At 69.4% G+C, this 25,024-nt stretch carries 20 protein-coding genes and 3 tRNA genes; 10 read left to right on the top strand and 13 right to left on the bottom strand.

The window, feature by feature from the left end:
* Positions 1 to 754: 754 nt before the first annotated feature.
* The 3 genes from OO71_RS36870 to OO71_RS36880 all read right to left on the bottom strand — a co-directional run bounded on the left by OO71_RS36870 (position 755) and on the right by OO71_RS36880 (position 3,393).
* Positions 755 to 828, bottom strand: a tRNA-Arg gene (locus OO71_RS36870).
* Between the two features lie 849 nt (positions 829 to 1,677).
* Positions 1,678 to 2,049 carry a peptidase inhibitor family I36 protein gene (locus OO71_RS36875; RefSeq protein ID WP_033294712.1) on the bottom strand — a complete coding sequence of 124 codons (372 nt, stop codon included), beginning with the start codon at positions 2,047 to 2,049 and terminating at the stop codon, positions 1,678 to 1,680.
* 303 nt (positions 2,050 to 2,352) lie between these two features.
* Positions 2,353 to 3,393 (bottom strand): LacI family DNA-binding transcriptional regulator, encoded by a 1,041-nt coding sequence (locus tag OO71_RS36880; protein WP_033294663.1) that lies wholly within the window; start codon positions 3,391 to 3,393, stop codon positions 2,353 to 2,355.
* Positions 3,394 to 3,545: 152 nt separating this feature from the next.
* Here OO71_RS36880 and OO71_RS36885 point away from each other — a divergent pair, with 152 nt between their 5' ends.
* Positions 3,546 to 5,564: a bifunctional copper resistance protein CopD/cytochrome c oxidase assembly protein gene (locus tag OO71_RS36885; protein ID WP_051792677.1), complete on the top strand. Its 2,019-nt coding sequence runs from the start codon at positions 3,546 to 3,548 to the stop codon at positions 5,562 to 5,564.
* On the opposite strand, the gene OO71_RS36890 is transcribed toward OO71_RS36885, so the two are convergent.
* Positions 5,565 to 6,443, bottom strand: coding sequence for a DMT family transporter (locus tag OO71_RS36890; RefSeq protein WP_245633901.1), 879 nt, complete (start codon positions 6,441 to 6,443; stop codon positions 5,565 to 5,567). It lies immediately after the preceding gene.
* Between the two features lie 31 nt (positions 6,444 to 6,474).
* Here OO71_RS36890 and OO71_RS36895 point away from each other — a divergent pair, with 31 nt between their 5' ends.
* Positions 6,475 to 7,881: an aminotransferase-like domain-containing protein gene (locus OO71_RS36895; RefSeq protein ID WP_033294665.1), complete on the top strand. Its 1,407-nt coding sequence runs from the start codon at positions 6,475 to 6,477 to the stop codon at positions 7,879 to 7,881.
* A gap of 66 nt (positions 7,882 to 7,947) precedes the next feature.
* Here OO71_RS36895 and OO71_RS36900 read toward each other — a convergent pair whose 3' ends face one another.
* Positions 7,948 to 8,274 carry a hypothetical protein gene (locus tag OO71_RS36900; RefSeq protein ID WP_033294666.1) on the bottom strand — a complete coding sequence of 109 codons (327 nt, stop codon included), beginning with the start codon at positions 8,272 to 8,274 and terminating at the stop codon, positions 7,948 to 7,950.
* Between the two features lie 186 nt (positions 8,275 to 8,460).
* Here OO71_RS36900 and OO71_RS36905 point away from each other — a divergent pair, with 186 nt between their 5' ends.
* The 4 genes from OO71_RS36905 to OO71_RS36920 all read left to right on the top strand — a co-directional run bounded on the left by OO71_RS36905 (position 8,461) and on the right by OO71_RS36920 (position 12,823).
* A complete protein-coding gene (locus OO71_RS36905; RefSeq protein WP_033294667.1) occupies positions 8,461 to 9,117 on the top strand; it encodes a response regulator transcription factor in 657 nt (218 codons plus the stop codon).
* Entirely contained in the window at positions 9,114 to 10,253 is a 1,140-nt protein-coding gene (locus tag OO71_RS36910) for a sensor histidine kinase (protein WP_033294668.1), read from the top strand. Before OO71_RS36905 ends, OO71_RS36910 begins: the two co-directional genes overlap by 4 nt.
* A gap of 351 nt (positions 10,254 to 10,604) precedes the next feature.
* The gene (locus OO71_RS36915; RefSeq protein WP_033294669.1) at positions 10,605 to 12,194 is read left to right on the top strand and encodes an amidohydrolase; all 1,590 of its coding nucleotides are present in this window, start codon (positions 10,605 to 10,607) and stop codon (positions 12,192 to 12,194) included.
* Entirely contained in the window at positions 12,191 to 12,823 is a 633-nt protein-coding gene (locus OO71_RS36920; protein WP_033294670.1) for an FMN-binding negative transcriptional regulator, read from the top strand. The genes OO71_RS36915 and OO71_RS36920 overlap by 4 nt, the downstream gene beginning before the upstream one ends.
* Here the strand turns inward: OO71_RS36920 and OO71_RS36925 are convergent.
* The 6 genes from OO71_RS36925 to OO71_RS36950 are packed head-to-tail and all read right to left on the bottom strand — an operon-like array spanning position 12,796 to position 19,524.
* Entirely contained in the window at positions 12,796 to 13,785 is a 990-nt protein-coding gene (locus tag OO71_RS36925; protein ID WP_033294671.1) for an ABC transporter ATP-binding protein, read from the bottom strand. The two genes, OO71_RS36920 and OO71_RS36925, sit on opposite strands and share 28 nt — an antisense overlap.
* Complete coding sequence (locus tag OO71_RS36930; protein WP_033294672.1) at positions 13,778 to 14,746, bottom strand: ABC transporter ATP-binding protein; 969 nt, start codon at positions 14,744 to 14,746, stop codon at positions 13,778 to 13,780. Before OO71_RS36930 ends, OO71_RS36925 begins: the two co-directional genes overlap by 8 nt.
* A complete protein-coding gene (locus tag OO71_RS36935) occupies positions 14,739 to 15,626 on the bottom strand; it encodes an ABC transporter permease (RefSeq protein ID WP_051792679.1) in 888 nt (295 codons plus the stop codon). The genes OO71_RS36930 and OO71_RS36935 overlap by 8 nt, the downstream gene beginning before the upstream one ends.
* Positions 15,619 to 16,545: an ABC transporter permease gene (locus OO71_RS36940; RefSeq protein WP_033294673.1), complete on the bottom strand. Its 927-nt coding sequence runs from the start codon at positions 16,543 to 16,545 to the stop codon at positions 15,619 to 15,621. Before OO71_RS36940 ends, OO71_RS36935 begins: the two co-directional genes overlap by 8 nt.
* Before the next feature lies 1 nt (position 16,546).
* Positions 16,547 to 17,920, bottom strand: coding sequence for a M14 family zinc carboxypeptidase (locus OO71_RS36945; RefSeq protein WP_033294674.1), 1,374 nt, complete (start codon positions 17,918 to 17,920; stop codon positions 16,547 to 16,549).
* Positions 17,917 to 19,524, bottom strand: coding sequence for a peptide ABC transporter substrate-binding protein (locus OO71_RS36950; protein WP_051792680.1), 1,608 nt, complete (start codon positions 19,522 to 19,524; stop codon positions 17,917 to 17,919). The genes OO71_RS36945 and OO71_RS36950 overlap by 4 nt, the downstream gene beginning before the upstream one ends.
* Positions 19,525 to 19,745: 221 nt before the next feature.
* Between OO71_RS36950 and OO71_RS36955 the strand changes: the two genes are divergently transcribed.
* Positions 19,746 to 20,252: a GbsR/MarR family transcriptional regulator gene (locus OO71_RS36955; protein ID WP_051792681.1), complete on the top strand. Its 507-nt coding sequence runs from the start codon at positions 19,746 to 19,748 to the stop codon at positions 20,250 to 20,252.
* Here the strand turns inward: OO71_RS36955 and OO71_RS36960 are convergent, their stop codons facing one another.
* Positions 20,253 to 21,104, bottom strand: a complete 852-nt coding sequence (locus OO71_RS36960; protein ID WP_051792682.1) for a YwqG family protein — start codon at positions 21,102 to 21,104, stop codon at positions 20,253 to 20,255. It lies immediately after the preceding gene.
* 81 nt (positions 21,105 to 21,185) lie between these two features.
* A complete protein-coding gene (locus OO71_RS36965; protein WP_033294676.1) occupies positions 21,186 to 23,003 on the bottom strand; it encodes a flavin-containing monooxygenase in 1,818 nt (605 codons plus the stop codon).
* A gap of 160 nt (positions 23,004 to 23,163) precedes the next feature.
* Here OO71_RS36965 and OO71_RS36970 point away from each other — a divergent pair, with 160 nt between their 5' ends.
* The 3 genes from OO71_RS36970 to OO71_RS36980 all read left to right on the top strand — a co-directional run bounded on the left by OO71_RS36970 (position 23,164) and on the right by OO71_RS36980 (position 24,594).
* Positions 23,164 to 24,345 (top strand): sigma-54-dependent transcriptional regulator family protein, encoded by a 1,182-nt coding sequence (locus OO71_RS36970; protein ID WP_033294677.1) that lies wholly within the window; start codon positions 23,164 to 23,166, stop codon positions 24,343 to 24,345.
* Between the two features lie 66 nt (positions 24,346 to 24,411).
* A tRNA-Val gene (locus OO71_RS36975) sits at positions 24,412 to 24,483 on the top strand.
* Positions 24,484 to 24,519: 36 nt separating this feature from the next.
* Positions 24,520 to 24,594: transfer RNA gene (locus OO71_RS36980), tRNA-Val, on the top strand.
* The last annotated feature ends 430 nt before the right edge of the window (positions 24,595 to 25,024 follow it).

A 25,024-nucleotide genomic window follows, 5' to 3' on the forward strand; every position in this document is an offset into this window, starting at 1 on the left:
GGGAACTCGAGGGTGAGTTGCTCTGATCTCTTGGCTCTGCGTGGGCGGCGGGGTGCGGTGGAGCGGCGGTTCGGGTGAGCGGCTGGCGGGTTGGCCGCTGGCGGGTTGGCAGCTGGTGGGTTGGCCGCTCGTGGGTTGGCTGCAGGCGGGGTGGCTGCTGGCGGGTTGGCGGCCGTTGGCGGGTTGGCGGTTGGCGAGGTGGCGGCTGGCGGGGTGGCGGCTGGCGGGGTGATGGCTGGCGGGGTGATGGCTGCTGGCGGGTTGGCGGTCGTGGTGTCGAGAGCAGCCGGTGAATCGACGGCTGCTGGACCGGGGGCAGCTGAGCCGGGGGCGGCTAAGTCTGGGGCGGCTAAGTCTGGGGCGGCTAAGTCTGGGGCGGCTGGTGAGTCTTCGTCAGCTGGTGGGTTGGCTACGGCGTGCGGCTGGGTGGCCGGGTGCGGGTGGTCGGTCAGGTAGTGGAGTTTGAGGAGGTGACGGCGGACCAATCCGGCGCGGCGGGCTTCGTCGAAGATGGCTCGGGTGGCTCGGTTGCGGGCGCGGCGGCCGGGAGGTCGGGGGTGGTCGGTCATGGGGCGTCCCGGGAGTCGGGGTGGTGACTGTGGGCAGCGAAGATCACGAATACGTCTCGGCGGGGTCGAGTAGTGGGGAGACGGGTGACGGCGCGCTTCGGCAGGCGTGGGATGTCGCCGCGGGCCGGAAGTCTCTGGCTGGAGAAACGCTGTGCTAGGGGCTAGCACAGCGTTTCCCCTGGTAGTGCCCCCGGCAGGACTCGAACCTGCGACCTAGAGATTAGAAGGCTCTTGCTCTATCCAGCTGAGCTACGAGGGCCCGGGTGGCCGACAGTTGCTGCTCTCCAGCATGGGCAGCTTAGTCATCGCCAATCTCTCGATCGTTCGACACCGTCGAATCGTTTCAGGTTCGGTTCGGCGGATTTGGGGGCGTGGGGAGGCGGGTTGCGACGGGGTGCGACAGAGCCGGTACGCACCGCTTGCGGGGGACGTCCGGGAGGTGGCCGGGTGGGGTGCGGGGGTGCCGGGTTGCGGGACGGAGGCATCGGGATCTCCGGGTGTGTTGTGGACATGCGGTGGGTCGGGTGGTCGGCGGAACTGGGGCGGTGTGGGTGGACGGGTCAGGGGTCTGGCGGCCTGGGATCTCCGGGTGAGCGGGATGGGACGGAAGGGCAGGACTGCGGCCCGGCTGTGTCCGTCGCCGGGGCGGGTGGCTGGGCGGGCGTCTCGTGGGTATGGGCAGGGCGGGGGCCTCGCCTCCCGGGCCTGGGTCGGGGCCGGGCTCGGGAGGCGAGGGGTCGGGAGGGTCAGGAGGGACGGGACGGTCGGGTCGGGAGGCAAGGGGTCGGGAGGGTTGGGGGCCCGTGGGCGCGGTGTGCGCGGGGGTGCGCCCACGGGCCGGGGGGCCGCTCGGGGGTGCGGCCCCAGGGACCGGCGTAACCGGCTGCGAGTCGACTCGGCCTGGAGCTGGCCGGTTCGGCGGTCCCGGTCTCGGGGTTGCGGGGCTGGTCGTTCGGCAGGCCCGGTGTAGCGGTTGCGGGGGTGACCGTCGGCCAGTTGCGGGCTGGCCGTTATCGAGCTGGTTGCTCTCCAGCTCTGGTGTTGCGGTTATTGAGCTGACCGTTCACCAGTCCCGAACCCGGCGCTCGGAAAGCTCCGGGGCCCGGGGCTACTCCCACACTTTCAGGGCACGGACCACGAACGGAGACTGTGGCACGTAGGTGCCGCCACCGGGATAGGTGATGAAATCTCCCTCGGTCGTGCATTCCGTGTCCTGATAGATGGTGACGTCCCTGGTCATTCGGTTCACGAAGGAATGTGCCTGGAATCCCTCGGGGAGGGGGATGCAGTCGCTTGGGTTGGCGGTGCGCAGGTCGTAATGCTGGGTGGTGCCGGAATAGTTTTCGCCGTCCCATAGGCAGAATTCGCCTGCTGTGCAGGTCGGCGGGGCCGGATCTGCTTGTGCCATCCCGGAACCGGCCAGGAGACCGGCGGCTACCAGCAGCAGGACCCGGGGCAGGCGGCCTGCGGTGCCGGGCATCCTGGACGGGGTGCCGGGCCAGGCGGGGCGGCCGGGGAAGGGCAGGGTCGGCTTCAGGCGGTGGAACATTGTGGTAAACCCCCTCTTGTCGGCGACCGGGTGGCCGCCGAGGAAACGCTTACCTCCGGTGGCCGGGTGGCCGCCATGGGAATCGCGTACCTCTACGATGGCGCGTCCGCAGCAGTTTGTCTGCACGCATTTTGCCGCTTGTGGACAACTCGGTCCCCTTCACTCGAATGGGACCTCGTTATCCACAGATCGGTGGACGGTCTTGCCAAAACACCCACCGACCACCCCAGAAAATCAAAGGGCCGCAGTGCTTTCCCGGACGGCCAAGGACACCGGCAGTTCGAGTGGCGGCGGAGGGGGATCGCCGTTCAGCAGGCGCAGGACCAGTTCTCCGGCGGCTCGGCCTTTTCCGGCCAGGTCCTGGCGGACGGTGGTCAGTGGTGGTTCGGACCATGCGGCTTGCGGGGTGTCGTCGAAGCCGACTATCGAAACGTCTTCCGGTACGCGTAGTCCCAGGCGGCGGGCGGCGGCGATGGCGGCGAAGGCCAACTGGTCGGACATGCAGAGCAGTGCGGTCGGCCGGGGATCGGTCGTCAGGAGGTCGGTGACGCGGGCGCGGGCGGTCTGGGCGGAGAGCCACGGGGCTTCGGTCACGGTGACGTCGGTGATTCCGGCCGACGACAGCGTGTCGAGGTACCCGGCCAGGCGTTCGCGGGTGCCGTGGAAAGCGCTCGAATGACGCTGAATGCGTGGTGCGGCGAGGATTCCGAACCTCCGGTGGCCCAAGTCCGCCAAATGCTGCGCTGCGAGTGCCGCTCCGCCACGATCGTCGCAGCCTACCCTCGCTGACGTCGGCAGCAGCGGCTGGTCGATGACCACCAGCGGCAAACCCCGGGCGCGTACCGCTTCCAGTGCGGGAGTGCCGTCGGCGAGGGAGTACGCGACCGCGATGTCCGCCTGTGCTGCCAGCACCCGCGACGCCGGTGGGCCGTCCTGTGCTTCGCCGCCGGGCAGGAGGAGCAGGGCGTTTCCGGTGGGTTCGACCGTCTTCGCGAGCGCGTCCAGGGTGATCGACAGCGCCGGGTCCGAAAACGCGGCGGACAGGGACGAATCGAGCAGGAACGCGATCGCGCCGGTGCGGCTCGTCGCCAGGCTGCGTGCGGTCGGGTCCGGGCCGGGGTAACCGAGTTCACCCGCCACCCGCAGAATCTGCTCCCGCAACCGCGCCGACAGCTGGTCAGGCCGGTTGTAGGCGTTGGACACCGTGGCGCGCGACACCCCGACCGCCCGCGCGACGTCGTCCAGCGTCGGACGGCGGCGACGGCTGCTGGTCATCGGCGGAGCATAGAGGAATGTCTTGCCGCGCACCGGATTCGGCCATCCCGAGACATTCCAAGACATCCCGGGGCATCCCGGCCAGGGCAAACACCCCGCGCGAGAGCCAGGGCCCCGTGCCGCCGCGGGCCGGACCGGCCTAGTCTCGTGGGGTGAGTTCGGAACCTGTGCCCAAGCCGGATGCACCCGCCGGACGCCGGACGAGTGTGCTTCCGTTGCTGTCGGTCGGGGTCGTGCTCGCGGTGGTCGTCGCGGTGGGGCTCGTCGCGCTCACCGGCGGGGCGGGTTACCTCATCGCCGGGCTGCCCGACCCCGGCCTCGTCACGCGGTACGGCGTCACCGTGGTCCGGGTGCTCGCCGAGGCGGCTTCGGTCGTGTGCGTCGGCGCGTTGCTGCTGGCCGCTTTCCTCGTACCGCCCCAGAAATCGGGCACGCTCGGCCCCGAGGGGTACGCCGCCGTCCGCACCGCCGGGATTGCCGCGTGGGTGTGGTTCGCGGCCGCCATCCTGTCCGTCGTCTTCACCGCGGCGGACAGCGCGGGCAAACCGCTCGGCGAAGTCCTTGCCCCGGACACGCTTCTCGACCTGATCAACGCGATCGAGCAACCCAAAGCCTGGCTCTGGACGGCCCTGATCGCGATCCTCCTCGCGCTCGGCTGCCGTCTGGTGCTGAGCTGGGGCTGGAGCGTGGTGCTGTTCGTGCTGGCCGTCGGCGGGCTGGTGCCGGTGGCGGTCACCGGGCACTCCGCGAGCGGCGGTTCGCACGATCTGGCCACCAACAGCCTCCTGTACCACCTGGTCGCCGCCGCGCTGTGGGTCGGCGGGCTGCTCGCCGTGCTCGCACTGGGCTGGCGCCGTGGCAAGCACCTCAGCCTCGCCGCGCAGCGGTTCTCCAAGCTGGCGCTGGTCTGCTGGATCGTGATGGCGGTGTCCGGCGTCGTCAACGCGCTGGTGCGGATCAACCTCGCCGACCTCTTCACCACCGACTACGGCCTGCTCGTGGTCGCCAAGACCGTCGCGTTGCTGCTCCTCGGTGTCTTCGGGCACCAGCAGCGCAGCCGCGGGGTCGCGAACCTCGTCGACGGCAAGGGCGGCAGTCAGCTGCTGCGGCTCGCGGCCGTCGAGGTGCTGATCATGTTCGTCACCATCGGCATCGCGTCCGGGCTCGCCCGCACGCCCCCGCCGCCGGACGCGATCACCCAGCCGTCGACCGTCGAACTGCTCATCGGATACGAACTTCAAGGCCCGCCCACGTTCTGGCGGCTGCTCACCGACTGGCGGTTCGACCTCGTCTACGGCACCCTCGCGCTCGTCCTCGCCGGGCTGTACCTGGCGGGCGTACGGCGGCTGCGCAAGCGCGGCGACGCGTGGCCGGTCGGCCGTCTCGTGTCGTGGCTGGCCGGCTGCCTGGTGATCCTGCTGGCGACGTCGTCGGGGATCGGCCGGTACGCGCCCGCGATGTTCAGCGTGCACATGGGCAACCACATGCTCCTGTCGATGGTCGCACCGGTGCTGCTCGTGCTGGGCGGCCCCGTCACGCTCGCCCTGCGCGCACTCCCCCCGGCAGGCGGCGACGCTCCCCCGGGTCCGCGCGAATGGCTGCTCGCCGCCGTGCATTCGCCGGTATCGCGGTTTCTGACGAACCCGATCGTCGCGCTGCTGCTGTTCGTCGGTTCCTTCTACGCGCTGTACTTCTCCGGTCTCTTCGACTCCGCGCTCAACTACCACTGGGCGCACCTGGCGATGAACGCGCACTTCCTGCTCGTCGGCTACGTCTTCTACTGGCCGGTGATCGGCGTCGACCCGGCGCCGCGACGGCTGCCGCACATCGGCAGGCTCGGGATGATGTTCGGGGCCATGCCGTTCCACGCGTTCTTCGGCGTGATCCTGATGAACATGCAGACCGTGATCGGCCGCGACTTCTACACCTCGCTGCGGCTGCCGTGGGTCGGCGATCTGCTCACCGACCAGCGGCTCGGCGGCGGGATCGCGTGGGCGTCCGGCGAAATCCCGGTGCTGCTCGTGCTCATTGCGCTGCTGGTGCAGTGGGCGCGGCAGGACGAACGCGAGGCGAAGCGGCGCGACCGGCGCGAGGAAACCACCGGTGGCGAGGAACTGGCTGCGTACAACGCCATGCTGAAGAACCTCGCCGAGGGCAAGCGGGTCGAGTAGCTACCTGCTCCGCACGCGCACCACGGTTCCGGCGCACGCGACCACGGCGAGGCCGCCGAGAATCGTCGGCCACGTCAGGTGTTCGCCGAGGAACAGCGCCGACCACAGGAGCGTCAGCACCGGCTGTACCAGCTGGACCTGGCTGACCTGTGTCATCGGACCCAAGCCGAGGCCGCGGTACCAGGCGAAATAGCCCAGGTACATGCTCACCACGGCCAGGTACGCGAACGCCGCCCACTCCATCGGCGTCGCGCGGAGCGGGTGATCCGCCACTGAGACCGCGGTGAGCACGACCATCAGCGGCGCGGAAACCACCAGCGCCCAGGAAACTGTCTGCCAGGCGCCCAATTCCCGGGCCAGCAGGCCGCCCTCCGCGTACCCGATCGCGGCCGCGAGCACGGCGCCGAAGAGGAGCGCGTCCGACCAGTGCAATCCGCCCAGACCGCCTTGCCCGACAGCGAAACCGACGGCTGCTGCAGCGCCGACCGCGGCCATGATCCAGAAAACCACCGGCGGCCGTTCGCGGACCCGCAGCACCGCTGTCACAGCCGTCGCAGCGGGGAGAAGCGCGATCACGACGGCGCCGTGGCTCGCCGAAGCCGTGGTGAGCGCGTACGACGTGAGCAACGGAAAGCCCACCACGACCCCGCCCGCGACAATCGCCACCCGCACCCACTGGGTACCGCGTGGAAGGCGTTGCCTGGTCAGCAATAGCGCGGCACCGGCGAGCGCCGCGGCCACCACTGCGCGGGCCGAGCCGATGAACAACGCCGACAGACCGCCGCTTTCCACTGCGACACGCGTGAAAGGCACCGTGAACGAGAACGCCACCACACCGAGCAGACCCCACCAGAGGCCGGAGCGGGGTAGCACCTTCACATCGGGGAGAGTAGCGCTATCCTCAAGCTTCATGACCGACGATAGCAGCTCGCGGATCGCCGCTGCCCTCCGCGAGTGGATCGGGACGGCACCGGCCGGGGCGCGGCTGCCGACCTCGCGGGAGCTCGTCGCGCAATACTCGGCGAGTCCGGTGACGGTGCAGAAAGCCTTGCGCAGCTTGTCTTCCCAGGGACTAGTGGAAAGCATGCCCGGCGTCGGGACCTTCGTCCGCGCGACACCGGTCGCTCGCGCCAGTGACTACGGGTGGCAGACCGCCGCACTCGGCTCGTCCGGACACCGGCTGCTGCGTCGGCCTGGCGCGCTACAGTTCGTGTCCAACAACGTAGTAGCGCTACACTCCGGCTACCCCGATCCCGAGCTGCTGCCGGAACGTCTCGTCCGGAGTGCGTTCGCCCGTGCCGCGCGCACTGCCGCCCTTGTCGGACGGCCGCCCACTGCGGGCGTCGCGGAGCTCCAGGCGTGGTTCGCCGCGGAACTCGCGACCCCCGCCGGAATCGCCGCTGCCACCCCCCGCGACGTCGTGATCACCCCGGGCAGCCAAAGCGGCCTGGTGACGGCGTTCCGCGCGCTCGTCGGCCCGGGACGGCCGCTGCTGCTCGAATCGCCGACCTACTGGGGCGCCATCCTCGCGGCAACCAAGGCAGGTGTCACGATGGTGCCGGTACCGAGCGGTCCGGACGGCCCCGATCCCGAGGTGCTGTCCCGCACCTTCGCGCAGACCGGGGCGCGGGCCTTCTACGGCCAGCCCAGCTTCGCGAGCCCGACCGGCGCGCTGTGGCATCCCGGCCTCACCAGCCGGATCCTCGACACCGTCCGGCAGCACGGCGCGTTTCTCATCGAGGACGATTCCGCCCACGACTTCGGCATCACCGCGGAACCACAGCCGGTCGCCGGCCGCGACGACGACGGGCACGTCGTCTACCTCCGGTCCCTCACCAAGAGCGTCTCCCCCGCGATCCGGGTAGCCGCCCTGATCGCGCGCGGACCGGCCCGCGACCGGATTCTCGTCGATACTCTCGCCGAGTCGATGTACGTGAGCACCGTGCTGCAGACGGTCGCGCTCGACGTCGTCACGCACCCGGCGTGGCGCACCCACCTGCGCCGGGTCCGCCACCAGCTCAAAACCCGGCGCGACCTGCTGCTCACCAGCCTGCGCGAGCACGCGCCCGCGGTACAGGCGGAATCCGTGCCCCGTGGCGGCCTCAACCTCTGGGCCCGCCTGCCGGGCACGACCGACCTGCCGCAGGTGATCCGCGACTGCGAAGCGGCCGGGGTCGTGATCGGTTCCGGCGACGAATGGTTCCCCGCGGAACCGACCGGGCGATTCATCCGGCTCAACTACGCCGGGCCGAACCCGGGCGCGTACCCGGAGGCAGCCCGGGTGATCCAGGACGCGGTGGTGCGCAACAGCCAGTGACCGGATCCGCAGTGGACTGCCGAGAAGGGACTGTCCACTGCGGACCCGGTCGTCACCCCGTCCCGGTCAGCCGCGGACCGGCAGGGCAGGCACACCCGGCTCGGCAGGCACGCCCGGCTGGGTCGGGAGGGTCGGCTCGACCGGGAGCGTCGGGCCGCCGTCCGTCGTGCACTTGATCGCCCGCGTGGGCAGGTCGGTCGGCAGGTTGGTCGGCAGCGTCGCGCCACCGCTGCCGCCCGGCGTGGCCGGCTGCAACGGGGACGCCGGCGAGGCCGGGATGCAGCGCAGCTGCTGCGGGGCGTCGGCGGCGAAGGCAGGGCCCGCGGTCAGGGCGATCCCGGCACAAGCCACCCCGGTGACCGCAGCGGCGCCGAGAATGCGAGTCAGTTTCATTGGATTCTCCCACTCCGTTCGTGCATTCCGGCGTTTTCCGGAACGGAAGTCAGCTTGCCGGGGCGGGCGTTACGCGAACGCTAGCCCGCGCTTTATTGTTTCTTTAGGTAAGAAAAGGCTGAATATGCTGTCCCATGGTGACTGTATCCTTGGTGAACTTGATCATCGCGTGGTATTCAGGGACGCATGCACATCCTCGTGGCGGAAGACGACGAGCTTCTGGCGAACGCGGTCGGAGACGGCTTGCGCGATCAGGACCTCGTGGTCGACATCGTCCACGACGGTGCTTCGGCACTCGACAGATGCCGACGCACCGAGTACGACGTACTGGTACTCGACCGTGGACTGCCGCTCGTGCACGGTGACCAGGTCTGCCGTTCCCTCGCCACCGGGCAGTCCGCGACGAAAATCCTCATGCTGACTGCCGCGGCGGAAGTCGCGGACCGGGTTTCCGGATTGGAACGGGGTGCCGACGATTATCTGCCGAAACCATTCGTCTTCGCCGAATTGGTCGCGCGGGTGTACGCACTCGGCCGCCGGAGCCGGACCATGGTGCCGCCGGTGCTCGTTCGTGCGGGCATCACCCTCGATCCGGCCCGGCACCTGGTCGTCCGCGACGGCAGGCAGGTGCTGTTGACGAAAAAGGAGTTCACCGTCCTCGAAGAACTGCTGCGTGCGAACGGCGCGGTGGTCTCGGCGGAGGAATTGCTGGAACGGGCGTGGGACGAGAAGGCCGACCCATTCACCAATGCCGTGCGGGTGACCATGGCCGGGCTCCGCCGGAAGCTGGCGGAACCGCAGGTGATCGAGACCGTCCCCGGGGTGGGGTACCGGATTTCGTGAGGCGCTGGACGCTGCGGGCGCGTCTCACGCTCATCTACACCACGTTCACCGCTGCGATCGGCGCCGTGCTGCTCGGCATCACGATCCTGCTGGCCAGGTCGGTCCTGCCGGCCGAGGTCGCCGCCGCGCTGCCGACGTTCGACCTGCCCCCGGACGCGCCGGTCCGGCCGATGGACGCGGCGGGCACGGTGGTACCCGGCCACGATTCGCCGTCCCTTCCGGACATCATCACGCATGCGCTGCTCCGCGCCGGTGGGCTCGCCCTCGCCGTTGCCGTGGCCGCCTCGGCGATCACCGGCTGGCTCGTCGCGCGGCGGGCGCTGGCGCCGGTCCGCCGGATCACCGCGGCGGCCCAGCAGGTCGCCGGGCAGGATCTGAGTACGCGGATCCGGCTGGCCGGGCCTGCGGACGAGGTCAAGGAGCTCGCCGACACCTTCGACCACATGCTGGGCAGGCTGGAACGGTCGTTCGCCGCCCAGCGCAGGTTCGTCGCGAATGCCGCGCACGAGCTGAAAACCCCGGTCGCGACGCAGCGGGCGGTGGCCGAGGTGGCGCTGGCGCGGCCCGGCGCCGACGGCGCGGTCACCGCACTCGGCACCAAGGTGCTCGCGAGCACGGACCAGCAGGAGCGGCTCCTCGAAAGCCTGCTCGCGCTCGCGCAGAACCCGGAAACCGTGGCCCGCACCGAGATCGTCGACCTGGGCAGGCTCACCGGCGACCTGCTCCCGCGGCGTCCGGCGCAGGCGGCCGAGGACGTCGAGGCCCGGGCCGAGCTGGGGTCGGCCAAGGTGCTCGGTGACGCCGTGCTGCTCGGCCGGATGCTGTGCAACCTGCTCGACAATGCGTTCCTGTACAACCATCCGGGCGGCTGGGTGTCGGCGCGCACCGGGGAGCGCGACGGCGGATGCGTGGCCGAGGTCGAGAACACCGGCCCGGAACTGGGTCCGGACGACGCGGCGCGCCTGTTCGAGCCCTTCCGGCGGCTGTGCCTCGACCGGCAGAGCCTGCCCCGGGGATCCGGTTTGGGGCTGTCGGTGGTGCGGGCGATCGCGGAGGCGCACGGCGGATCGGTGACCGCACAGCCGCGGCCGGGTGGCGGGCTGCTGGTGCGGGTGTCGATTCCCGGCGCGGCCTGAGCTCGGCCGCCGCGGCGTTCTCCAGCCGACCACGCTGTCGCGCTCCCGGCTCGTTCGACAGCAGCGGCATTCCCCGCCCGACCACGCTCTCGCGCTCCCGGCTCGTTCGACAGCAGCGGCATTCCCCGGCAGACCACGCACGTCGGCTCTTCTCGCGAAGGCTGCCGCCGGCGGCGTTCGCGAGAAGAACGCTCCCCGGAATGCCCGGCACCAGTGCCGAGCAGCACGTCCGCGCGTGGATCTCGGCTCGCATCCCGGAGTACTGGCCGTGGTGGCACGCGTGCGCTACTCTGGCCCAAGGTTTCGAGTCTTCAGGAAATTCCGAATCTTCGGATCACTGGGTGAGGTGTCATGCGGCTGGATCTGGTGGTCGGCAACGCGCGGATCCGGACGATGGATCCGGCGTATCCGCTGGCGGAGCGGGTCGGGGTGATGCACGGGCGGATCGTCGGGCTGGATCGGGATCTCGACGGGGTTTCCGCGGCCGAGGTGGTCGACGCGCGTGGGCGCGTGGTCGTGCCGGGGTTCGTCGATGCGCACAGTCACCTTGCGTGGGCCGGGCTGGCCGCCGGGGCCGTCGACCTCACCGGAGCGGCCACGATCGACCAGGCGTTGGGCGTGATCGAGGCGGCTGCCGCGCAGACGGACGGCTGGGTCGACGTGATCGGGTACGACCAGCGTCCGTTCGGCAGGCACCTGACCCGCGAAGACCTCGACCGGGCCGCGCCGGGGCGCAAGGTGTACGTCATCCACACGTCGGGGCACGCGCATCTCGTGAGTACCGCGGTGCTCGACGAACTGCCCGAGCCCCCTCGCGGACCCGGCGTGGTGCTGGAAGACGGGCGGCCGACGGGGCTCTTCCTCGAAGCGGCGACCGAGATCGTCAACGCGCTGCGGACGCCGTACCCCCTGGAAACCCTCCAGAAAGCAATCGCGAGAGCGGCGGAAACCTGTGCGGCGCAAGGCATTACGTCCGTCACCGAGGCCGGGCTGGGCGGTGGGCTCACGGCCCGCTCCCCCATCGAGGCGCTCGCGTACCAGAACGCGGACCTGCCGATCCGCACGCAGCTGATGGTGTCCCTGGACGCGCTGCAGGCGACCCAAGCGCATCCGGCCGACGGCGTCACCCGCGCGCTGCCACTCGGGTTGCGCAGCGGATTCGGCAACGGACGGCTTTCCCTCGGTGCCGCCAAAACCTGGCTCGACGGCGGCATGATGGCTCGCACCGCGGCGCTCACCGAGCCTTACCTCGGCAGCGACACCTGCGGCGACCTGGCCGACGTCGAGGAAATCACCGAAGCCGCGTGCGCCGCCCACGCGGCGGGGTGGCAACTCGCGCTGCACGCCATCGGCGACCGAGCCATCGATGCTGCGCTGGAAATCGTGACCACCGCGCAGCGCCGCCATCCCCGTCCCGACCCGCGGCATCGGATCGAGCACTGCGGCCTCGTCCGCCCGGACCAGCTGCCGAAGCTCGCGGAAGCGCAGGTCACGGCCGTTCTGCAGCCGACTTTCCTGCACGCGTTCGGCGACGACTACGCCGCCGTCATGGGCCCAGACCGCGCCCCATGGATGTATCGCGGACGCAGCCTGCTCGACCACGGCATCCCGATCGCGGGCAGTTCGGACCGGCCGGTCGCCGACGGAGCGCCCTTGCGGGCCATGCAGTTCATGGTCGAACGGCGCTCCGGTTCCGGCCGCCTGATCGGTCCACAAGAGACGATCACCGTGGCGGAAGCCTTGCACGCGTACACGATGGGTGCGGCCCGCGCGTGCCGCACCCAGCATCAGGTCGGCAGCATCACGCCGGGTAAGTACGCGGATTTCACCGTCCTGGACGCCGATCCGTTCGAAGTCCCCACCGCCGAACTGGCGGCGGTCCCGGTGACCGCGACCGTCGTCGGTGGTCAGCTGGTCCATGGCACCTGGAGTACCCGATGAGACACAACCCTGCGTACGAGACCGACGACGTCCGTCAGCTCATCCGCGACTACCCCTTCGTCACGCTCGTGAGCACGACCAGCACCGGGATCGTGGCGTCGCATTATCCGGTCCTCCTCGACGAAACCGCACCGGGGATCGTCCTCGTCGGCCACGTCGGACGGCCCGACGAAGAGCTGCACGAGCTGGGCGAGCACGACGTCCTGGTGATCGTGCAGGGTGCACACGGATACGTCTCGCCCAGCTGGTACGACCATGCCGGACCCGCGGTGCCGACCTGGAACTTCACCGTCGCACATCTGCACGGCAGGCCGGAACTGCTTTCCCCGCAGGAAAACTTCCGCGAGCTCAGCCGCCTGGTCGACCATTTCGAGGACGGCGTCGCGTGCCCCCGGCGAGTCCACAGTGGAGCCGCGGACGCCGAGTACGCCCAGCGGATCCAACACGGCACGGTCGGCTTCCGCATCCCGGTGCAGCGGATCGAGGCGAAAGCCAAGCTCAGCCAAGACAAACCCCCGCAGACCGCCAAAAGCGTGATCGCCGCGCTCGAAACCGACGGACGCTACGGCAACCCCGACCTCGCCCGCGCCATGCGCACCGCCTACGCCGGGAGAGCGTCGGCGAAGTGACACGCGCTCGGGTGATCCGAACCGGGCCGCCCGGTCAGCGTCGGTTCTTCCGTGGCACAGATGTCCTGCGCTTTCCAGCACCGCGTGCGGAACCGGCAACCGGACGGCGGGTTCAGCGGGCTCGGTACCTCGCCCTCCAGCACGATGCGTTCGCGTACCACGTCGAGATCCGGCTCCGACACCGCCGACAGCAGCGCCTGCGTGTACGGATGCGTCGGCCGGTCGTGTACCTGGTCCGCGCTGCCCAGCTCGACCATCTTCCCCAGGTACATCACCTGGACGCGGTCGGACACGTGCCGGACCACCGACAGGTCGTGCGCGATGAACAGGTACGCCAGGCCAAGGTCGCGCTGGATGTCCTCCAGCAGGTTCAGCACCTGGGCCTGCACGGACACGTCGAGCGCGGACACCGGTTCGTCCAGCACGAGCAGCTCCGGCCGCAGCGCGAGCGCCCGCGCGATCCCGACGCGCTGCCGCTGGCCGCCGGAGAACTGGTACGGGTACCGGGCCGCGTGGTCCGGGTTCAGGCCGACGCGTTTCAGCAGGTCGCGCACGTACCCCGCGCGCTCGGCCCGCGGGGCGACGTCCGGGTGGATCTCCAGCGGTTCGCCGATGATCTCCCCGACCGTCATCCGCGGGTTCAGCGAGGTGTACGGGTCTTGCAGCACGATCTGCATTTTCCGGCGGAAGGCCCGCAACTCGCGCCGGGACAGGGAGAACACGTCGGTCCCGGCGAGCGTGACGCTTCCGGCGTCCGGCCGGTCGAGGGCGAGGATCAGCCGGGCGAGTGTCGACTTGCCGCAGCCGGATTCGCCGACCAGCCCGAGTGTCTCGCCGCGGCCGATGGTCAGGTTCACCCCGTCCACGGCCTTCACCTCGCCGATCTCCCGGCGCAGCACTCCCTTGTCCCGCACGGGAAATCGCCGCACGAGGTCACGCACGACCAGCACTGGCTCAGACACTGCCCACCTCCAGGGCGAAATGACACGCGCTGCCGTGCCCGTCCAGAGGCAGGACGGGCTCCTCGCGCAGGCAGATCTCGGCCGAACGCGGGCACCGCGGATGGAACGAACACCCCGGCGGCAACGCCGACAACGAAGGCGGGCTACCCGCAATGGGCGTGAGCCGTTTCCCTCGCGTTGCCACGCGCGGGACGGAATTGAGCAGCCCCAAGGTGTACGGATGATTCGAATGCCGGTAAACATCGGCGGCCGACCCGGTTTCCACGATCCGGCCGGAATACATGACCGCGATCCGGTCGGCGATTTCGGCGCTCACCGAAAGGTCGTGGGTGATGAAGATCAAGGCGGTCCCGGTGTCGTCGCGAAGTTCGGTGAGCAGCTGGAGGATCTGGGCCTGCACGGTGACATCCAGCGCGGTCGTCGGCTCGTCGGCGATCAGGATTTCCGGTTCGAGCGCCAGCGCGATCGCGATCATGATCCGCTGCCGCATTCCGCCGGAAAGCTGGTGCGGATAGCTGTCGTACCGCGAACCCGCCGCCGGAATGCGTACCCGATCCATCAGTTCGATGGCACCCTTACGCGCCGCCGATTTCGACTGATTACCGTGTACCCGCAGCACTTCCGCAATTTGCGCGCCGACCGAAGCAACCGGATTCAACGCCGCCAGCGCGTCCTGGAACACCATGGCGATCCGGTGCCGCTGCCGTCGCCGCCGTTCGCGCCTGCCAAGAGAAAGCAGGTCGACGCCGTCGAGCCGGATTTCGCCGCGGACCTCGCTGCGGCGCGCGTCGAGCAACCCCATCACCGCCTGCGCCGTCACGCTCTTGCCCGACCCTGATTCGCCGAGCACGGCCAGCGTTTCGCCCGGCCGCAGGGTGAACGACACCCCGCGCACCGCGGGCAACCGGCCGAACTCGACGTGCAGGTCCCGGACGTCCAGTAACGCGTCCTGTTCAGCCATCGCTCCGCCTCGGGTCGAGCACGTCCTCCAGCGCGTCACCCAGCACCAGGAAGCTGAGGACCGCGACGCTCAGGAACAGTGCGGGGAAAATCAGCAGATGCGGGTGGACCTGGAAATCGCTCTGCGCGTTCGACAGCTGCAACCCCCAGGAGATCGCGGGCTGCTGCAGCCCGACGCCCAGGAACGTCAAGGTCGCCTCCGCCGCGATGACCCCGCCGATGTTCAGCGCGCTCACCACGATCACCGGTGAGATCGCGTTGGGCAGCAAGTGTTTCCGGATCAACCGCCAGTCCCCGGCACCGAGACTCCGCGCGGCGAGGACGTAATCGAGCTCCTTCACCGACAGCACCGACGCCCGCATCATGCGCGTCAGCGCGGGCCAGGTGAACATCGCGAGCGCGGCCGACACCGTCCACACGCTGTGCGACCGCGACGCCGTGAGCAGCACCAACGCCCCGAGCAGGAACGGAAAACCGAAGAAGATGTCGGAGATCCGGCCGATGATCGCGTCCACCACGCCGAGGTAATATGCCGAAAGGGAGCCGAGCAGCACCGCGACGCACAGGCCGAACAGGCAGGCCAGCAGGCCGACACTGATCGAGTCGCGGGTGCCGTAGATGACGTTGGCGTACACGTCACAGCCCTGTTTGTCGAAGCCGAACGGATGCCCGGACACCGGCCCGCTCGCGCTCTGCCCTAGATCGCAGGCCCGCGGGTCACCGTTGCCGAACCAGCCCGCGAAGGCTTGCGGGACAACGGAAATCGCCGCCAGCAGCAGCACGAAGAACAGCGCGAGCAGGAACCCCGGCCGACGCCGCAGCCGGCGCCAGGCGCCGCGGGACGGCGCCGTTTCCTCGGAAGTGATCAGCAGGTCAGACAACGCGGATCCTCGGGTCGAGTAGCCCGTAGCCGATGTCCACGAGCAGGTTGAGCAACAGAAAGACCAGTACCAGCACCGTCGCGACGCCGACCACCACCGACCCCTGCTGCTGCCGGATCGAGGTGAAGAGCAGCTGGCCGATACCGGGCAGGTTGAACACGCCCTCGACGACCACCGTGCTGGCGAGCAGGTACCCGAGGTCGAGCGCGACGAACGTCAGCACCGGGATCAGCGCATTGCGCAGCGCATGCCGGACGACCACGCGGAACCACGGCAGGTCTTTCGCGATCGCGGTCCGGATGAAATCGGCCTGCAACGCCTGGATCATGCTCGACCGCGTGAGCCGGGTGACCGCCGCCGCCCCGACCGCGCCGAGCACCGCCGCGGGCAGCAGGTAGCTCATCGGCCACCCCTCCTGGTTCCCGGCGATCGGGAAGATCCCGGCTTTCACGCCGAGCAGCAGCTGGGCCGCGAACGCCGCGACGAACGCCGGGATCGAGATCAGGCCGACCGACATCAGCAGGATCGTGTGGTCGCCCAGCTTCCGCCGCCGCAGCGCCGCGATGATCCCGAACCCGACGCCGAACACGATCTCGAACGCCCAGGCCATCGACGCCAGCTGCAAGGTGACCGGCCAGCGGTCGGCCATCAGGTCCAGCACGCTCTCGCCGTAGAAATCGGTGCCGAAATCGCCCTGCACGACGCCGCCGAGGTACCGGCCGTACTGCTGCCAGAACGGTTCGTCGAGGTGGTACTGGTGGCGGATCGCGGCGAGGGTGTCCGGGGCCAGCTGCTGGTGCCCGGCGAGGTTGCCGATCGGGTCACCGGGCAGCGTGAACACCGCGAGGTAGATCAGCAGCGTGACCCCCACGAAGACGAGCACGAGCTGCAGCCCGCGGCCGATCAGGTAGCGGGCCATGTCAGCGCTCCCGGACGTGCACGGCACCGGCCAGGATCGCGCCGAGCTGCACGCCGACCAGCGCGTTGATCGGCAGGGTCTCAGCCGGGGTGGCGCGGACGGCTTCGGCGCCCCACTCGTCGTAGACCGCGCGCAACCGCCGGTACTGGCCGCGGATGCGCGGGGTCCCGTTGCCCGCGTTGATCTCGGCTTCCAGCAGCCGCAACGTCATTCCGCCGTACCGCATCCGGTACCCGTGCGCGAGATCGGTTCCGGAGAACACCTCCGCGACGGTCGCGAGACGGTCGTTGTCGGCCAGCTCCGCGCGCCGCGCCTCCTGCCGGGCGCTTTCCAGGAAGTGCGGCGCGAACTGGCGCATGGCCCGGAGGAACGGCGAATCGAGCGACAGGTCCGGCCCGGCTTCGGTGAGCACGCTGGTGATCCGCTCGCCGAGATCGGCCAGTACCTCGGACCGGTCACGCAGGACCTCCGGGTACGGGATCGAGCTGGACGTCGCGTCTTCGGCGTCCGGGTGGATCCAGTACGGCAGCTCGCTGACCACCGTGAACGTGCCGTACTTCGCCGCGTACGCCGCACTCGAAGTACCGCTGACCATCCCCTCCTTCGGGTCCAGACCGAGGGAAAGCGCGTACTCGTAATGCTTTTCGACGCCCGTGTCGCCGTAGATCCCGGTGGCGTACTGCGGGATGAACGGCGCTTCCGGCTCGCCGGACGTGAGCGGGATACCCAGATGCCGCGGGATCGCGTGCAGCATCGGGTACAGCTCCGGCGCCGGGGCGCTCACGTAGTAGTAGACGCCGCCGATCTCCCCGTTGTGCAGGGTGCACATGAACGCGGGCTGGATCTCGTCGATCAACCGCATCAGCGCGAGGGTCTCGGGCATCACGCGGTCGAAGTAGAGATCCTTGTACGCCAAGGGAAACGTCCATTCGACCTGTTCGTCGGACGCCGGGCGGAAGAACTCCCGCCCGTACCCGGCCCGGTCGAGCGTGCAGCTGAACCAGCCTTCGTTGAGCCGCATGCCGTCCGGGTCGACGCAGCCGATGATGTGCCACGTGTACCCGAGGTCCTCGCGCAGCTGCGCGTCGGCGGCGAGCGTCCGGGCCAGGTGGAGGGTGGTGGGGCTGCCGATCGGCTCGTTCGGATGGACGCCGCCGATCACCAGCGCGTGCTGGTCACCGGTGCCGATGACGACCTCGTGGATCGGCTCGCCGAGGCGGGACGAGCCGATCCGGCGCCGGCGGACCGTGTCCGGCTCCTGTTCGGCGAGTGCGGCGAACTCGTCGACGAGCTCGTCCACCGAGGGGAACCGGTCGATCGGCGGGATCGCGGACGCGAGCCCGAGGATGCGGTCCGGCGGCACGGCCTGAGTCACTTCAGCTTCACCGCCTCGACCGCGGTGTCGATCTGCGCCGGGCGTGCGTGCACGTCGGTGACCCGCTGCGAATACACCACCGGGAACTTCTCGTAGAACAACGGCACCACCGGGAAGTCGGCGGCAATGGCGCGTTCGGCATCCTGGTATGTGCGCACGCCGTCGGTGGCCGCGGGGGCTGCGTCGCCCTGGGTGATCAGGTCGGTGACCTTCGGGCTGGAGTAGCCGCCCACCGAGTAGTTGTAGTCCCCTCCTGGCAGGAACAGCTTGTGCAGCGTGTCGGCCGGGCTCGGGTAGCTCGAACCCCACTTGCCGCGGAACGGGCCGGGCACCTTCTTCTCCTTCACGTCGGTGGCGAAATCGGAGAACCCGACCGTCGGCTTTGCGGTGACCTCGATGCCGAGGTTCTGCCGGATCTGGTTCGCGATGGACTGCATCGCCTGGTCGTAGCCCGCGCCGCCGGGGTAGGTCAGCGTCATCGGGCCGCCGGACCACCCGCCTGCTTCGGCGAGCAGCTGCTTGGCCTTGGCCGGGTCGTAGGCGCAGTACTGGCAGGACCGCGTCGACCCGCCGAGCATGCTGGACGAGAACAGCGAGTCCGCCGGTTCGTACTGGCCGCCGAAGATCTGCTTGTTGATCGTCGCCCGGTCGATCGCCAGCGAGATCGCCCCGCGGACCCGGACGTCCTGGTACCGCTTGTCCCACAACGGGAATCCGAGGTACTCGATCGACGGCCCGGCGAGATGCGCGACCCGGTCGCCGAAGTCGTTCTTGATCTGCTGGAACTTGTCCTGCGGCGCGAGCGCGATGTCGACGTTGCCCGCCTGGGTGTCGGTGTAGGCGGTACCCGGGCTGGTGTACATCCGGAAGGTGATGTTCTCGATCTGCCCGGGGTTCGGGCCCTTGTACCCGGCGAAACGCTTGAGCCGTACCTCCTGGTTGAGCTTCGCCGGCGCACTCATCTGGTACGGGCCGTCGCCGATCGGATTGGTCTTGAACGCCGCGAGATCGTTCAGCCCGGCCTTGGGCATCGGGTAGAACGCGCCGTTGCCCTGGCTGAGCTCGAACGGGAACTGGCTGTCCGGCTTGGTCAACGTGACCTGCAGCGTTTCCTGGTCGACGACCTTGAGGCCGGACAACGTCTTCGCCGTCGGTTCGCCCTTGGCCGGGTGCACGGCGTCGTACCCGGCGATGTTCGAAAGTTCCCCGGCGGCCACGTAGGCGTTGGGGCCGTAGGCGGTGAGGTTCCAGCCGTCGGCGTAGCTCTGCGCGGTGACCGGCTCGCCGTTGTGGAACGTCCATCCGGGACGGAACTTGATCGTCCACTGCTTCGCACCGTCGCTGCCGGTGATCGAACTGGCCTGGACGTAGTCGAGACCCCCGTCCGGCTTGAACGCCACGATCGGCGCGAAGAGCACGCCGAGCTGGGAGAACGCCAGCGCCGTGTTGCCGGGGACCAGGGTGTCGAGCTGGCTGTTGCCGTCGGCGACCACGAGCGTGCCGCCTCCTCCGGAAGCACCGGAGGAGCTCCCCGAACAGGCGCTGAGGGTGGTTGCGACGCAGGCGAGCGCGAGCACGCTCACTGCCGTACGCAGGGACTTCATGGGCACTCCTTGACCATGAGGGCCCCGGGCCGCCGGTTGCCGGCCAGGGGTGGCGCACTCGATCCCCGGGGAGAGCTGGCCGCAGCAGCGCGGCCGGGGCGATCGATGCCGCTACCGTGCCAGACTTGTCGTATCTTCGGAATATTCTGAAGATTACAATTTCCAAACACTCGGCTATGCTCACGAGCGGTGACCGCCCCGGAACCGGAAGGATGGACTGCATGCCGCGATCGAGCCGGGAGCCCCGCCATCTCGGCGACGAGGCCCGCCACGAGATCATCGACGACATGGGGATGCTCTGGCAGACGCTGGGGATGCCGCGCGCCGAGGGCCGGATCGTCGGCTGCCTCATGCTCAGCAACGCACCGTCGATGTCCAGCGCGGAGCTGATGGAGGAACTCGGCTCCAGCCCGGCAGGGATCTCCACGGCCACGCGGCGGCTCGTCGACGTTGGCTTCATCAAGCGGGTCACGCAGACCGGGCAGCGCGGGCACTTCTTCAAGGTCGAGGACGACGTCTGGGGCGCGTTCCTCGCGGGCGAGCGCGCCTATCTCGACAAGCGGGCGGCCTTCGCCGAGTCCGTGCTGGAAAAGCTGGGCACCGGCGACGAAGGCCCCCGCCGCCGGGTCACCAACATGCGCGACTACATGGCGTGGCTGAGCACCTACCACCGGAAGATGCTCGACGACTACGAGAAGTTCAAGCAGGAGCGGGAAGCGAACGGCTGATCAGGGGTTCCAGTAGAACGTCGTGTACGCGCGTTCGAACCGCCCGGCGGACAGGTCGGCCTCCGGGATCGACCAGTGGATCTGCATCCCTTCCCAGCCGCTGATGTCCGGGCTCCAGCTCGCCAGGAGCACCCAGCCCGAGGAGACCGCGCTTTTCGCCCGGTTACCCGCTTTCTCGGCCTCGGCGGCGAACTCCGCGGCACCGCGCACCGGGTCGCCGCCGGATTCGTCGGTGGCGTACCCGCCGATCTGCAGCGGGCCGTCGGCGGTGATCTCGCCGCAGGTGTCGAGCCAGACGCCGGCCAGTTCCTCCGAGCGGGGATGCCCTGGCAACGGCCTTTCGTAGGGCGGGTCGGGGATTTCCACGAATCCGGCGTACGGCAGGGAGACGTCGGCGGCCAGGTGCAGATCGCCCTGCGGGTACGCCTCGGACAGCTCGCGGTACGACGAATCGGGGCCGTAGAAGTACGGATTCTGCGCGCGTTCCCGGAGTTCCGTGCCGGCCGGGAGGTAGCGCACCGCTCCGTCGGATGCCGGGGTGCCGGGGTCGTCGAAGGCCGGGAAGGCGAAGAGCAGCAGGTGCCCGTCACGAGGCAGCGGGAGACCGGTGGAGCCCTCCGGAAACGTTGCCAGGTCGAGGGTGGCGACGAGCGGGAACCACGGGTCCTCGGCGTCCGGCGGCAGCAGGAGCGGGCCGCCGAACCGGGCCACCACCGGGCCTTCGCCGTGGGTCAGGGTCGCGCATGCGCGGGCTTCGGAAAGCCAGCGGTCGACGTCGTTCGCGGGGAGATCTCTGCGGAGTGCTTCGTCGCGGAACGGGCTGAGCCGTTCCTTCAGTTCGGTGGGGATCACGGCGGCAAGCTACCGCCGGGGAACGGCAATCGCCCCGCCGATCGTCCGGATGTGCCCGGACGACCGGCAGGTGCGGCAATTTCAGGACAGGTGATGCACTTCCGGCAACCCGTACACCGGGGTGGACACGCCCTCGTAGCGGGCTTTCAGTTGCAGCGCAAGGTACAGCGAGTAGTGCCGTGACTGGTGGAGGTTCCCGCCGTGGAACCACAGTCCGTCTTGCCGGGTCGGCTTCCACATGTTGCGCTGCTCGCCCTCCCACGGGCCAGGGTCCTTCGTCGTTTCCGAGCCGAGGCCCCAGCATTTGCCGACCTTGTCCGCGGTTTCCCGGCCAACGAGGTCGGCGACCCAGCCGTTCATCGAGCCGTACCCGGTGGCGTAGACGACCAGGTCGGCGTCCAGTTCGGTGCCGTCGGCGAGCACGACCGTCTTGGCGGTCAGATGGTCGACCTGGCCGTGTGCGAGCTTGATGCTGCCGTTGGCGACGAGCTCCGAAGCACCGACGTCGATGTAGTAACCCGAACCGCGGCGGAGGTACTTCATGAAGAGGCCGGACCCGTCGTCGCCCCAGTCGTGCTTGAAGCCGGCCGCTTCGAGCCGGGCGTAGAAGTCCTTGTCCCGCTCGTGAATTGCCTGGTACACCGGGATCTGGAACTCGGGAAGGACCCGGTACGGGATCGACGCGAAGATCAGGTCGGCCTTCTCGGTGGTGACCCCGGCGGCCAGCGCGCGTTCGGAGTACAGGTCGCCGAGGCCGAGGTCCATCAGCGAATCGGACTTCACGATGTGCGTGGACGAGCGCTGCACCATGGTCACGTCGGCGCCGTGTTCCCACAGCGCGGCGCAGATGTCGTGCGCCGAGTTGTTCGACCCGACGACCACGGCTTTCTTGCCTGCGTACGCGTCCGGGCCGGGATGCTGCGACGAGTGGTGCTGGTCGCCCTCGAACTCGTCCATTCCGGGGAACGACGGCAGGTTCGGCTTGCCGGACATCCCGGTCGCGAACACGACGTGCCGCGGGGTGAGGACGATCTGCTCGCCGTCGCGTTCCACCGCGACGTGCCACTGCTTCGCCTCGTCGTCCCACGACGCGGAGGTGACCGCGGACCGCGTCCAGTACGGCACCTCCATCAGGCGCGTGTACATCTCCAGCCAGTCGGCGATCTTGTCCTTCGGCGCGAACACCGGCCAGTTCTCCGGGAACGGCAGGTAGGGCAGGTGGTCGTACCAGACCGGGTCGTGCAGGCAGAGGTTCTTGTACCGCTTGCGCCAGGAGTCGCCGGGCCGGTCGTTGCGTTCCACGACCAGCGCCGGTACGCCCAGCTGACGCAGCCGCGCACCGAGCGCGATCCCGCCCTGCCCGCCGCCGATCACGACGACGTACGGCTGCTCGTCGTACCCGAGCGTCTCTTGCTCCGCGGCGCGTTTCTCCGCCCACGAACGGCGGCCGCGGACCACGCCGTGCTCCACGCCCTTCGGCCGCCGCTCGCGCTGGGCCTCCTCGAAGCCCTTCAGCTCACGCAGTGTGGTGAGCAGCGTCCAAGCGCCTTCTTCCTTCAGCCGCAGGTGCCCCTTCGCGCGGCCGGTGGCGGTCTCGAACTCGATCCACGCCTCGGTGACGCCGTCGGCCTCGGTGGCCGGTTCGGTGGTGCGGAACCCGCGCGGATCGGTCGTCGCCAGGCAGCCGCCGAGCAGGCCCGCGATGCCGTCGCGGCCCTCGACGGTCTTGATGTTCCAGGTGAAGGAAACCAGGTCACGCCAATAGGAATCGACGGCGAACAGGGCCGCGGCAGCCTCGACGTCGCGAGCGGCGAGCGCGGCCTCGAACCGCTCCAGCCAGCCCTCGACCCGGGCCTGCGGCGAGTCTGCCGGCGCGATCCGGTCGACCGTCTGTGTCATGGCTACTCCTCCGACGTCGGTGTCGCGTGTTGTGCCGATCACACTCCTCGCGGCGGCCCCGCAGCAAGGGTTGCAGCGAGTTGCACGCGGCTGGTCCATGGCGGCATCGGCGCAGGTCACCTATGCTGAAGCGCTGACGCAACGCAGCGGGAGGTGGACTGTGGCGGTGCACAGTGCGGTCCCTCCGGGCCGCAACCTGCCCGCCTACGCCCGCGATCTGGTCCGCATGCACGAGGCCGTGATCGGCGGCAGCCGTCCCGTCGTGCCACCCCGCCCGCTGGTCTCCCGCTCCTGGTCCCGTGTGCTGAGCCTCGGGCTCACCGCCGACGGCATGAACGCGCGCGATTCGGTGCCCGGCGACGAGATCGAACGGCGGCGGCACGGGTCACCGCTGCGGCACGTGATCGAAGACCTCCGGCAGATCGTGGGAGCAACGTCCGACGCGGCGCACATGTTGCTGGTAGTGACGGATGCGGACGGCGTCATCCTGTGGCGCGAAGGCTCGTCGGCCGTCCGGCGGCGGGCGGACACGCTGGGTTTCACCGAAGGGTCGGAATGGACCGAATCGCGGGTCGGCACGAACGCGATCGGCACCGCGCTCGCCGAAGCCGCACCGATCGAACTGCTCGCGGGTGAACACTTCGAGCAGAACCAGCATCCGTGGTACTGCACGGCGTCGCCGATCCACGACCCGCGCACCGGCGAACTGCTGGGCGTCATCGACGTGAGCGGCCCGGCGCTCACCCTGCACCCCGCAATCGGCGCCCTCGTCGACACCGGCCGCCGGCTGGCCGAATCCGAGCTGTGGCGCTCGCACCGGCAACGCCTCGAACGGCTACGCCAGGTCGCCGAACCGGTGCTGGCATCGGGCCCGGCACTCGTCGTCGACGAGGACGGCTGGGTGGCACACAGCGTGGGCGTCTCGGCAGGCGAACGCATTGCCGCCCCGCGCGCAGGCCAGGTAGTCGCGGTCCCCGGCCTGGGCGCGTGCCTGCCGGAACCCGTCGGCGACGGCTGGCTGGTCCGCCCGTCCGGCACGGGCCGCGCCGTCCTGCTCGAACTGGACCTCACCCCCGCTCCCCTGCTGAGCCTGCAAACCGGCGACACCGGCTGGCGCCGCCCGGTGACTCGCCGGCACGCAGAAATCCTGGTACGACTGCAGAACGCGGGCCGCGAAGGCCTGTCCGCAGTTGCCTTGAGCCACGCGCTTTACGGCGATGCCGAGCACCTGGTCACTGTGCGCGCCGAGGTGTCCCGCCTGCGCCGCCTGCTGGGCGCCATCGTGGACACCCGCCCGTACCGCCTCGCGGACGGCGTCCGGATGACCGTGCACGCCGGGTAGCGAGGGGTCGCTGTCAGCCGTCGCCGGACGGTCCGCTAGGGTTTACCTCACGTTGCACAGCGACAAGCGCGATTAGCTCAGCGGGAGAGCGCTTCCCTGACACGGAAGAGGTCACTGGTTCAATCCCAGTATCGCGCACTCCGGCCTACCCCAAGGCCGGCGAGTTGCTGAAACGGGCGATTAGCTCAGGGGGAGAGCGCTTCGTTCACACCGAAGAGGTCACTGGTTCGATCCCAGTATCGCCCACCATCGCGGTCCTTGTTCACACCTCGGCAGCACACGGTGCGCGGCGACGTACGGACGACGGCCGTTCCAGTATCTGACACACCCGCTATACCTGACCACGCGTCACGTCTAGCAAGAAGCTCACCGACAAACGCAATGTCATGCTCCGTCGACGACGTACGCAGTTGATTGGCCAGTTAAGGGTCTTGAAGGAAAAGAACTTCCCGACCGCTGGCCGCAAGGGCGCACCACAGCACAACGCAAGCAATGCTCTCTCAGCCCGGTTACCGCATCCGCGGCAACCGGCGTCGACCTCGTGCGCGATGCACGATGAAGAGTGGCTACCTCGTCCCATGGCGCTTACTAGGAGCCGGTGAATACCTGCGTCCGGCGGCTGCCACGGCCCGGAGGAGATTCGGGCACTCACCGCTCCAGCCAGCAAGCGGGCAACGCC

The sequence above is a fragment of the Amycolatopsis jejuensis genome, assembly GCF_000717335.1.
Taxonomy (GTDB): Bacteria; Actinomycetota; Actinomycetes; order Mycobacteriales; family Pseudonocardiaceae; genus Amycolatopsis; species Amycolatopsis jejuensis.

What these genes read in the sequence shown, in the direction of transcription:
- OO71_RS36875 (WP_033294712.1), bottom strand. Translation starts at nt 2,049, where the DNA reads ATGCCCGGCACCGCAGGCCGCCTGCCCCGGGTCCTGCTGCTGGTAGCC.
- OO71_RS36880 (WP_033294663.1), bottom strand. Translation starts at nt 3,393, where the DNA reads ATGACCAGCAGCCGTCGCCGCCGTCCGACGCTGGACGACGTCGCGCGG.
- OO71_RS36895 (WP_033294665.1), top strand. Translation starts at nt 6,475, where the DNA reads ATGACCGACGATAGCAGCTCGCGGATCGCCGCTGCCCTCCGCGAGTGG.
- OO71_RS36900 (WP_033294666.1), bottom strand. Translation starts at nt 8,274, where the DNA reads ATGAAACTGACTCGCATTCTCGGCGCCGCTGCGGTCACCGGGGTGGCT.
- OO71_RS36905 (WP_033294667.1), top strand. Translation starts at nt 8,461, where the DNA reads ATGCACATCCTCGTGGCGGAAGACGACGAGCTTCTGGCGAACGCGGTC.
- OO71_RS36915 (WP_033294669.1), top strand. Translation starts at nt 10,605, where the DNA reads ATGCGGCTGGATCTGGTGGTCGGCAACGCGCGGATCCGGACGATGGAT.
- OO71_RS36920 (WP_033294670.1), top strand. Translation starts at nt 12,191, where the DNA reads ATGAGACACAACCCTGCGTACGAGACCGACGACGTCCGTCAGCTCATC.
- OO71_RS36930 (WP_033294672.1), bottom strand. Translation starts at nt 14,746, where the DNA reads ATGGCTGAACAGGACGCGTTACTGGACGTCCGGGACCTGCACGTCGAG.
- OO71_RS36940 (WP_033294673.1), bottom strand. Translation starts at nt 16,545, where the DNA reads ATGGCCCGCTACCTGATCGGCCGCGGGCTGCAGCTCGTGCTCGTCTTC.
- OO71_RS36950 (WP_051792680.1), bottom strand. Translation starts at nt 19,524, where the DNA reads ATGAAGTCCCTGCGTACGGCAGTGAGCGTGCTCGCGCTCGCCTGCGTC.
- OO71_RS36955 (WP_051792681.1), top strand. Translation starts at nt 19,746, where the DNA reads ATGCCGCGATCGAGCCGGGAGCCCCGCCATCTCGGCGACGAGGCCCGC.
- OO71_RS36965 (WP_033294676.1), bottom strand. Translation starts at nt 23,003, where the DNA reads ATGACACAGACGGTCGACCGGATCGCGCCGGCAGACTCGCCGCAGGCC.